Source organism: Mycobacterium sp. E2989 (genome assembly GCF_001667595.1).
GTDB lineage: Bacteria > Actinomycetota > Actinomycetes > Mycobacteriales > Mycobacteriaceae > Mycobacterium.
The window spans coordinates 96,772-105,405 of record NZ_LZJX01000072.1 but is presented as its reverse complement, the minus strand read 5'-3'; the positions used below and the strand labels follow the sequence as shown (position 1 = coordinate 105,405).

General features: G+C 68.8%; 8 protein-coding genes and 1 pseudogene. 3 read left to right on the top strand and 6 right to left on the bottom strand.

From position 1 onward, the window contains the following. From A5680_RS13410 to A5680_RS13400, 3 genes and pseudogenes are all read right to left on the bottom strand, one after another. A pseudogene (locus tag A5680_RS13410) lies at nucleotides 1-507 on the bottom strand (hypothetical protein); the annotation flags it as partial. A gap of 179 nt (nucleotides 508-686) precedes the next feature. Further along, nucleotides 687-1,106 carry a cytochrome c oxidase subunit 4 gene (locus A5680_RS13405; RefSeq protein WP_055401027.1) on the bottom strand — a complete coding sequence of 140 codons (420 nt, stop codon included), beginning with the start codon at nucleotides 1,104-1,106 and terminating at the stop codon, nucleotides 687-689. Between the two features lie 13 nt (nucleotides 1,107-1,119). Further along, nucleotides 1,120-2,232, bottom strand: a complete 1,113-nt coding sequence (locus A5680_RS13400) for a cytochrome c oxidase subunit II (RefSeq protein WP_156675098.1) — start codon at nucleotides 2,230-2,232, stop codon at nucleotides 1,120-1,122. Nucleotides 2,233-2,344: 112 nt separating this feature from the next. On the opposite strand from A5680_RS13400, the gene asnB reads away from it, so the two are divergent. Continuing rightward, a complete protein-coding gene (asnB, locus tag A5680_RS13395) occupies nucleotides 2,345-4,297 on the top strand; it encodes an asparagine synthase (glutamine-hydrolyzing) (RefSeq protein ID WP_067820032.1) in 1,953 nt (650 codons plus the stop codon). Between the two features lie 124 nt (nucleotides 4,298-4,421). Here asnB and A5680_RS13390 read toward each other — a convergent pair whose 3' ends face one another. Beyond that, a complete protein-coding gene (locus A5680_RS13390; RefSeq protein WP_055401031.1) occupies nucleotides 4,422-5,396 on the bottom strand; it encodes a carbohydrate kinase family protein in 975 nt (324 codons plus the stop codon). A 196-nt stretch (nucleotides 5,397-5,592) separates the two neighbouring features. Here A5680_RS13390 and A5680_RS13385 point away from each other — a divergent pair, with 196 nt between their 5' ends. Beyond that, nucleotides 5,593-6,249, top strand: a complete 657-nt coding sequence (locus A5680_RS13385; protein ID WP_055401033.1) for a hypothetical protein — start codon at nucleotides 5,593-5,595, stop codon at nucleotides 6,247-6,249. 18 nt (nucleotides 6,250-6,267) lie between these two features. Here the strand turns inward: A5680_RS13385 and A5680_RS13380 are convergent, their stop codons facing one another. Both A5680_RS13380 and A5680_RS13375 read right to left on the bottom strand, forming a co-directional pair. Then, a complete protein-coding gene (locus A5680_RS13380; protein WP_055401035.1) occupies nucleotides 6,268-6,624 on the bottom strand; it encodes an iron-sulfur cluster assembly accessory protein in 357 nt (118 codons plus the stop codon). A 63-nt stretch (nucleotides 6,625-6,687) separates the two neighbouring features. After that, nucleotides 6,688-7,764, bottom strand: a complete 1,077-nt coding sequence (locus A5680_RS13375; protein WP_067820054.1) for a glycerate kinase — start codon at nucleotides 7,762-7,764, stop codon at nucleotides 6,688-6,690. 191 nt (nucleotides 7,765-7,955) lie between these two features. On the opposite strand from A5680_RS13375, the gene A5680_RS13370 reads away from it, so the two are divergent. Then, nucleotides 7,956-8,630, top strand: coding sequence for a DUF3043 domain-containing protein (locus A5680_RS13370; protein WP_055401037.1), 675 nt, complete (start codon nucleotides 7,956-7,958; stop codon nucleotides 8,628-8,630). Nucleotides 8,631-8,634: the final 4 nt, after the last annotated feature.

The following is an 8,634-nucleotide window of genomic DNA, read 5'->3' as shown; positions in this document are numbered from 1 at the left end:
GGGCCATGGGGGCGGCGCTGGTGGTTTGGTGGTCGTTATCTCGTCCTGCAGCGGCGGGGTCGACGGGACGGTGGTCGTGGTGTTGGGGTTGGCCAGCTTGGTGGTGTAGGTGGGCGCGAACAGCAGCGACACCGACACCACGAGCGCGATGGCGGCCACGATGGCGGCGACCCCGACCACCCACGGCCAGCGGGGTGCGCCGTGGGTGTCCTCGTCGTCGACCGACTCGTCGAAGGCGTCGTAGTCGTAGAGCCGCAGATCCGCCGGCAGGTACGGGCCGCTGATGAAATGCTCCGACTCCGGGGCCGAATAGGCCCGCGAATAGGCGTCGGTCTGGCCCGTCTGGTCGGCCGCGGGCTCGGCCGCTTCGTCCAAGGGTTCGAGCTCGTCGTCGGGACCGGGTTCGGCGACGTCCGCCGGCTCGGCACCCGGATCCGGTTCGTGGGGAGCCTCGTTCACGGAATCGGGTTCCTCAGGTTCCCATTCCGGGGGTTTCGGCCCGCTCATCGTTTCCTGCCCTGTCCAACTGCCTCACCAGCGCGCAAGGCACCACGGCTATCTGGTTGCGCGCGCATGGGAAATTCTCATTTGCCTGGGCAAAACATTACCGAACGGACAGGGGCAAAGAAGTCCTGGCGAACCCGCCACAGAGCACGTGATCTGATTGTGACCTTAATGCCGGCGAATCAGTGCTTCTCGGGGCCGACGTAATACTCGAAGACCAATCCGGCGACCGAAGCGAGGATGAACATCACCCCCGCGGTGATCAGCCACGGCAGCCACAACGCGATGCCCACCGCGGTCACCGAGCCGGACAGCGCGATCAGGATCGGCCACCAGCTGTGCGGGCTGAAGAAGCCCAATTCACCTGCTCCGTCGCTGATTTCGGCGCCCTCGTAATCCTCGGGCCGCGTGTCGATGCGGCGCGCCACGAACCGGAAGAAGGTGGCGACGATCAACGCGAGCCCGCCGGTCAACGCCAGCGCGGTGGTGCCCGCCCACTCCTCGCCGCCGGTGGCGAAAAGCGCGGTCAGCACGCCATAAAGCACCGCAACCAAAATGAAAAACCCGGCGACGAATTCGAAAAGCCTGGCTTCAATATGCATTTGGTGTCCTAACCTACTGCTGGCTTCCGGCCAACTGGCCACGACGGGTGTCGAACGGGTGGGTGGTCACCGCGAGCGGCGCCTGGCCGATCGCCTGCAACGCCTGGGCGTTGCTCTTCCCGTCCATCCGCTGCTGCAGGTAAGCCTTGAAGTCGTTGGGCGGCACCACCCGCACCTCGAAGTTCATCATCGAGTGGTAGGTGCCACAGAACTCCGCGCAGTGGCCGACGAAGGCGCCCGGCTTCTGGATGTCGTCGACCTGGAAGACGTTGACGGAGTTGTTCGCCTCGGCGTTGGGAATCACGTCGCGCTTGAACAGGAACTCCGGCACCCAGAAGGTGTGGATCACGTCCGCGGAGGCCAACCGGAACTGGATGCGCTTGCCCGTGGGCAGCACCAGCACCGGGATTTCGTCGCTGGTGCCCAGGATCTCGACCTTGTCGAAGTTCAGGTAGGTCCGGTCCGAGGTGTTCAGCCCGCGCACCGGGCCGACGAGCTCCTCGCCGTGGGCGTCCTTGCCCTCGGGCTTGGACACCATCGCGTTTTTGCGCGCCTGATCGACACCGTCGTAGGTCAGTGTGCCGTCCTTGAAGTCGACCCGCTGGTAGCCGAACTTCCAGTTCCATTGGAAGGCCGTGACGTCGACCACGACCTCGGGGTCCTTGTCGACGTGCAGCATCTTCTCCTGCACGACCACGGTGAAGTAGAACAGCACCGAGATGATCAGGAACGGCGTCACCGTCAGCACCAGCTCCAGCGGCATGTTGTAGCCGAACTGGCGCGGCAGCTCGGTGTCGGTGGCCTTCTTGCGGTGGAACGCGGACGCCCAGAAGATCAGGCCCCACACGATCACGCCCACGACCAGCGAGGCGATCGTCGCTCCGACCCACAGCTCGCGGTTGATCTGGGCCTGCGGGGTGATGCCCTTCGGCCAGCCCAGGCCCAGCACATCCGACCAGCTGCATCCGCTCAGGGTCACCGCCAATACGGCGAAGGTGCCGGCCAGCGCCAGCGGCCGCAGGCGGCGGGGCAGGCCCTTACCAACGCCCCCGGAACGGCTGCGAAAAAGGCCCCGAAAACTGCCCTGCGACGCACGTTGCGAACGGGCCTGCTCGCGAGGTGTCACGTTGGCGCCTCCTGCTCGGATATCGAATACTACGCAGCGTAGACCACGCCGCCGAGCGGGGCGCGGGTGCGTCCGCCACGGGCGCGTCCAAAGTGCGGCATACTGGGGCGCCGTGTGTGGTCTGCTGGCGTTTGTCGCTGCCCCGGACAGTGCCGGTGCCGACTCTGCCGCCCGGGCCGACGACGCGATCGCGCGCGCGTCGCACCTGATGCGCCACCGCGGCCCCGACGAGCCGGGCACGTGGACCGACCCCGGCGCGGACGGCTCTGTCGTTTTCGGCTTCAACCGGCTGTCCATCATCGACATCGCGCATTCGCACCAGCCGCTGCGCTGGGGCCCGCCGGAGGCGCCCGACCGCTACGTGCTGGTGTTCAACGGGGAGATCTACAACTACCTTGAGCTGCGCGCCGAGCTTTCCGACGCGCACGGCGCGGTTTTCGCCACCGACGGCGACGGCGAGGCCATCGTCGCCGGCTACCACTATTGGGGTGCCGGGGTGCTCACCCGGTTGCGCGGCATGTTCGCCTTCGCCCTGTGGGACACCGCGACGCTCGAATTGTTCTGTGCGCGAGACCCTTTCGGCATCAAGCCGCTCTTCATGGCGACCGGCGCCGGCGGCACGGCGGTGGCCAGCGAGAAGAAATGCCTGCTGGACCTGGCCGAGTTGGGCGGATTCGACACCCGCATCGACGAGCGGGCCGTCCAGCATTACACCGTGCTGCAATACGTGCCCGAGCCCGAGACCTTGCACCGCGGGGTGCGCCGGCTGGAATCGGGCTGTTACGCGCGGATCCGGCCCGGGCGGCCGCCCGAGATCACCCGCTACTTCGTGCCCCGCTTCGCCGCCACACCGATCACCCGCGACACCGAGCAGGCCCGCTACGACGAGATCACCGCGGTGCTCGAGGATTCGGTGGCCAAACACATGCGCGCCGACGTCACGGTCGGGGCGTTCCTGTCCGGGGGCATCGACTCCACCGCCATCGCGGCGCTGGCCATCCGGCACAACCCCAAGCTGATCACATTCACCACCGGTTTCGAGCGCGAGGGGTTCTCCGAGATCGACGTAGCGGTGGCCTCGGCCGAGGCGATCGGCGCCCGCCATATCGCCAAGGTGGTGCACCCGGACGAGTTCGTGGCCGCCCTGCCCGAGATCGTGTGGTACCTCGACGAACCGGTGGCCGACCCCGCGCTGGTGCCGCTGTTCTTCGTCGCCCGCGAGGCCCGCAAGCACGTCAAGGTGGTGCTGTCCGGGGAGGGCGCCGACGAGTTGTTCGGCGGCTACACAATCTATCGGGAACCGTTGTCGCTCAAGCCATTCGACTACCTGCCGCGGCCGTTGCGACGGTCGATGGGCAAGGTGTCCAGGCCGCTGCCCGAGGGGATGCGGGGCAAGAGCCTGCTGCACCGCGGCTCGCTCACGCTCGAGGAGCGCTACTACGGCAACGCCCGCAGCTTCTCCGACGCCCAGCTGCGGGAAGCGCTGCCCGGCTTCCGGGAGGACTGGACCCACACCGACGTCACCGCCTCGGTGTACGCCGAGTCGGTCGGCTGGGACCCGGTGGCCCGGATGCAACACGTCGACCTGTTCACCTGGCTGCGCGGCGACATCCTGGTCAAGGCCGACAAGATGACGATGGCCAACTCGCTGGAGCTGCGGGTGCCGTTCCTGGACCCCGAGGTGTTCGCCGTCGCCTCGCGGCTGCCGGTCGAGGCCAAGATCACCCGCACCACCACCAAGTACGCGCTGCGGCGGGCGCTGGAGCCGATCGTTCCCGCGCACGTGCTGCACCGGCCCAAGCTGGGGTTCCCGGTGCCGATCCGGCACTGGTTGCGCGCCGGCGAACTGCTGGACTGGGCCAACGGGATGGTGGCGTCGTCACAGGCCGGTCACCTCGTCGACCTGGCCGCGGTGCGGCGGATGCTCGACGAGCACCGCAACGGCGTCAGCGACCACAGCCGCCGGCTGTGGACGCTGCTGATCTTCATGCTCTGGCACGCGATCTTCGTCGAGCACAGCGTGGTGCCGCAGATCAGCGAGCCGGTCTACCCCGTCCAGCTCTGACGCCGTCGGCTTCAAGCCGAGTGTGCGATGAGGGCTTCGCGCGTGCGCTGGGCGGAGATTTCTCAAATTTCGCGCCCTCAGCGCACGCGCGAAGCCGCGGGCGCACACTCGACCCGCGGCGCCGTCAGGCGAGTACGGCGGCGATCTCGTTGGCCGCGTCGTCGCCGTATGCGCCGGCCAGCCGGCTCACCGCGGTCTCGCGGTTCCAGTCCCAGTTCTGCGTTCCGGTGGATTCCAGCACCAGCACCGCGACCAGCGAGCCCAGCTGCGCCGAGCGCTCCAGGCTCAGGCCGGCGCTGCGGCCGGTGAGGAACCCGGCGCGGAAGGCGTCGCCGACGCCGGTGGGGTCGGTCTGGCTCGTTTCGGGCACCACGTCGACGTGCGTCGTCGTGCCGTCGGGTTCGACGATGTCGACGCCCTTGGGGCCCAGCGTGGTCACCCGCAGGCCGACCTTGCCCTGCACGTCGGCCTCCGACCAGCCGGTCTTGTTGAGCAGCAGTTCCCACTCGTAGTCGTTGGTGAACAGGTAGGCGGCGCCGTCGACGAGCTTGTCGATCTCGTCGCCGGACAGCCGGGGCAGCTGCTGGGAGGGGTCGGCCGCGAAGGGCAGCCCGAGCTTGCGGCACTCCTCGGTGTGCACCACCATCGCGTCCGGGTCGTTGGCGCCGATGATCACCAGGTCCGGCTCGCCGATGGAGGACACCACGTCGGCGAGCTTGATGTTGCGGGCCTCCGACATGGCGCCGGGGTAGAACGACGCGATCTGGGCCATGTCCTCGTCGGTGGTGCAGGTGAAACGCGCGGTGTGCGCCGTCTTCGAGATGAGCACGTTGTCGCAGTTGACGTTGTGCGACTGCAGCCACTGCCGGTAGTCGTCGAAGTCGTCGCCGGCCGCGCCGACCAGCGCCACCTCACCGCCCAGCACGCCGATGGCGTACGCGATGTTGCCCGCCACGCCGCCGCGGTGGATCACCAGGTCGTCGACGAGGAAACTGAGGGATACCTTCTGCAGATGCTCGGCCAGCAGGTGCTCGGAAAATTTGCCGGGGAACCGCATCAAGTTGTCGGTCGCAATCGAACCTGTCACCGCGATCGTCACGAATATCTCCGCCCTTCGTTAGCAAGGTTATCTAGCTTACGCACGCGTTCGGACCGTCGCTGTGTCCACGGTCGGCGCGAAGCGGTGCGCTAGCCTCCCTAGGGAACTCGCTCGCGTCGCGGGAAACGATGCCCGGTCGGGGTATCCCGCACCCAGCCCCGCTGACAAGTCCCGACTACCACCGTAGGAGACCACGATGGCAGGTCCGCACTCGCCGAACCACAGCGTCGGCGGAAGCGGACCCAGCGGGCCTGAATCCCCGGCCGAATCACAGCCGCTCGAATTCCCCGATGACCCCCGCCCCGGCGGTCCGCCGCCCGCCAATTATGCCGGGCAGCCACCGCCGCCGATGCCCTACCCGCCGCGACGGTCCAAGCGGCGGCTGATCATCGGCCTGCTGCTGGCCATCGCGCTCGCGGCCGCCCTGACCGTGGCGATCGTCTACGGCGTGCGCACCAACGGGGCCAACACCGGCACGTCGTTCTCCGAGGGCGCGGCCAAGACCGCGATCCAGGGTTACCTCGACGCGCTCGACCACCGCGACATCGAGGAGATCGAGCGCAACGCGCTGTGCGGCATGTACGACGCCGTCCGCGACAAGCGGTCCGACCAGGCGTTGGCCAAGCTGAGCAGCGACGCCTTCCGCAAGCAGTTCTCCCAGGTCGAGGTGACCTCGATCGACAAGATCGTCTACCTGTCGCAGTACCAGGCCCAGGCGCTGTTCACGATGCGGGCGGCGCCCGCGACCGGGGGCCCGCTGCGCGGTGAGTTGCAGGGCATCGCCCAGCTGCTGTTTCAGCGGGGCCAGATCATGGTGTGCTCGTACGTGCTGCGCACCGGCGGCTCGTACTGAGTACGAGCCGCTAGCCGGTCAGTTGAACGAGTCGCCGCAGGCGCACGAACCGGTGGCGTTGGGGTTGTCGATCGTGAAGCCCTGCTTCTCGATGGTGTCGACGAAGTCGATGGACGCGCCCTCCACGTAGGGCGCGCTCATCCGGTCCACCGTCAACTTCACCCCGCCGAAGTCGGCGGTCAGGTCGCCGTCCAGCGTCCGGTCGTCGAAGAAGAGGTTGTAGCGCAGGCCCGCGCACCCGCCCGGCTGGACCGCGATACGCAACGCCAGGTCGTCCCGCCCCTCCTGGTCGAGCAGGGACTTGGCCTTGGTGGCGGCGGCCTCGGTCAGGATCACGCCGTGCGTCTTGGCGTTCGACTCGTTTTGCACCGTCATTGCTTCTCCTACATGCCTCTCGTTGGCTGGGTCTTCAGGCTGGGCCCGAGAAAGTCCACTAGCTCAACGGTACCTTGCAGGACCGCTATTCCCGAGTCGCGCCGCAACCACCGAGGCCAAACCCATGAGCTGATTGGCCGCGTCGGCCTGGGCCAGCCGCACCGATCCGGCGTGATCGGCGATGGACAGGGCGGACATGATGCCCGCCGAGCGCACCGTGGCGTTGTCCAGGCCGACCTGTCCGGCCAGCACGATGACCGGCACCCCCCGCGGCCGGGCCGCGTCGGCGAGATAGCCCACCACCTTGCCGTGCAGCGACTGCTCGTCGAACCGGCCCTCGCCGGTCACGATGAGCTCCGCGACGTCCAGGTCGTCGGCCAACCGGGTGTGATGGGCGATGATCGCCGCGCCCGACTCGCACCGGCCGCCGAGTGCCAGCAGCCCGGCGCCGATGCCGCCGGCCGCCGCCGCGCCCGGTTCGGAACTCACGTCGCGGCCGGCCACCGCTTCCAGGATCAGCGCCCACGCCTGGAGCCGGACCTCCAGGGCCGCGACCGTGACGGTGTCCGCGCCCTTCTGCGGACCGAACACCCGGGCCGCCCCCCACGGCCCCAGCAGCGGATATTCGGTGTCGGAGGCGGCGATGAGCTCCACGTTGGCCAGCTGGCGGCGGGCCGAATCCAGCCCGCCGAGCTCGGCGATCATGCCTTGCCCGCCGTCGGTGCACGCGCTGCCGCCCAGCCCGACCACGATCCGCGTCGCCCCCGCCCGCAGCGCCTCGGCGATCAGCTGTCCCACTCCCCTGCTGTGGGCCGCCATCGCGGTCTCGGGGGTGGGCGGACCGCCCAGCAGGGTCAGGCCGCACGCCTGTGCGCACTCCAGGTAGGCCGTCGTCGTGGCGGGGTCGAACACCCACTTGGCCTCGACCATCGTGGACAGCGGGCCGGACACCCGCAGCCGGCGCGCCTTGCCCAGCCGGCTGGCGAGCACCTCGACGAACCCCGGGCCGCCGTCGGACTGCGGGGCGACGATGAACCGGTCGCCCGGGCGGGACCGGGTCCACCCGGTCGCGATGGCCGCCGAGGCCTCCACCGCCGTCATGCTGTCGCCGTAGCAATCGGGGGCGACCAAGACGAGCATGGCCGGCAGCTGCAGACGGCCGGGAGCGAGGCCCAAGGCACCGTCATCCGAGGCCATCGACCCGTCGTCCATCAGCGGCAGCCGTTCATCACGTGTAAGAGTAGGGCCAAAAGACGTGCTGACGCAGGTCTAATAGCAAGGCACTCCAAGCCAATTCCGGGGCGGCCCAGCAGCGAAGTAACCTGGCTCCTGTGAAGTTGATGGGCCGTAAGAAAGGCCAAGACGAGGACCTCGGCGGGGGCGCGGCGGCGCTCGACGCCGAAGGTGCCCCCGAGACGACGGCGCGCGGGTCGCGCGGGACGAGCCCCAAGGGCCGGCCCACCCCCAAGCGCGACCAGACGCGGCGCAAGGGCCCGGTTGCCCCGGCACCGATGACCGCGGCCGAGGCGCGGGCGCGCCGCAAGTCGCTGTCGGGCCCCAAGCTCAGCCGCGAGGAGCAGAAGGCCGAGCGGGCGGCCAACCGCGCCCGGATGTCGGAGCGCCGGGAGCGCATGATGGCCGGCGAGGAGGCGTACCTGCTGCCGCGCGACCAGGGCCCGGTGCGGCGTTACGCGCGCGACGTGGTGGACTCCCGGCGCAACCTGCTGGGCCTGTTCATGCCGGCGACGCTGTTTTTGATGTTCGCCATGTTCACCACGCCGCAGCTGCAGCTCTACGTCTCCCCGGCGATGCTGCTGCTGATGGCCGTGATGATGGCCGACGGGCTGCTGCTGGGCCGCAAGGTGAGCAAGCTGGTGGACGCCAAGTTCCCGGACAACACCGAAAGCCGGTGGAAGCTGGGGTTGTACGCCGCCAGCCGGGCGTCGCAGATGCGGCGGTTGCGGACGCCGCGGCCCCAAGTGCAGCGCGGCAGCCGTGTCGATTAGCCGG